Below are 306 nucleotides of genomic sequence, written 5' to 3'. Positions count from 1 at the left end.
ATGCACAAACCGTGAAAGTGACGTTCAGTGATGGCACCAACAACGTGGTTGTGGACGCGACACAAACTGACGGCGTCTGGAGTGTGGCGGATGCGGACCTAAGCGATCTGACCGACGGCACGATTACCGTCAGCGCTGTAGCAACTGATGATGCGGGCAATACGTCAACTAAAACGGACACGTTAGATTTAGACACGAGTGCGGACACCGACAGCAACTTCGCCGTGACAGTTAAGGGCACTGATGAAGTGACCAACGCAGACGAAGCGGGCACGGTGAGTGTGACCTTGAGTGGCGTAGATGCGG

General features: G+C 55.2%; 1 protein-coding gene. It reads left to right on the top strand.

Translation table 11 applies throughout. The features are described 5' to 3' along the window. On the top strand, window positions 1–306 hold a 306-nt coding region (locus tag V6259_RS19750; protein WP_341585985.1), incomplete at both ends, for an Ig-like domain-containing protein.

This window comes from Marinomonas sp. TI.3.20 (assembly GCF_038155025.1).
Classification (GTDB): Bacteria; Pseudomonadota; Gammaproteobacteria; order Pseudomonadales; family Marinomonadaceae; genus Marinomonas; species Marinomonas flavescens.
This window is presented reverse-complemented; position numbering and strand designations above follow the sequence as displayed.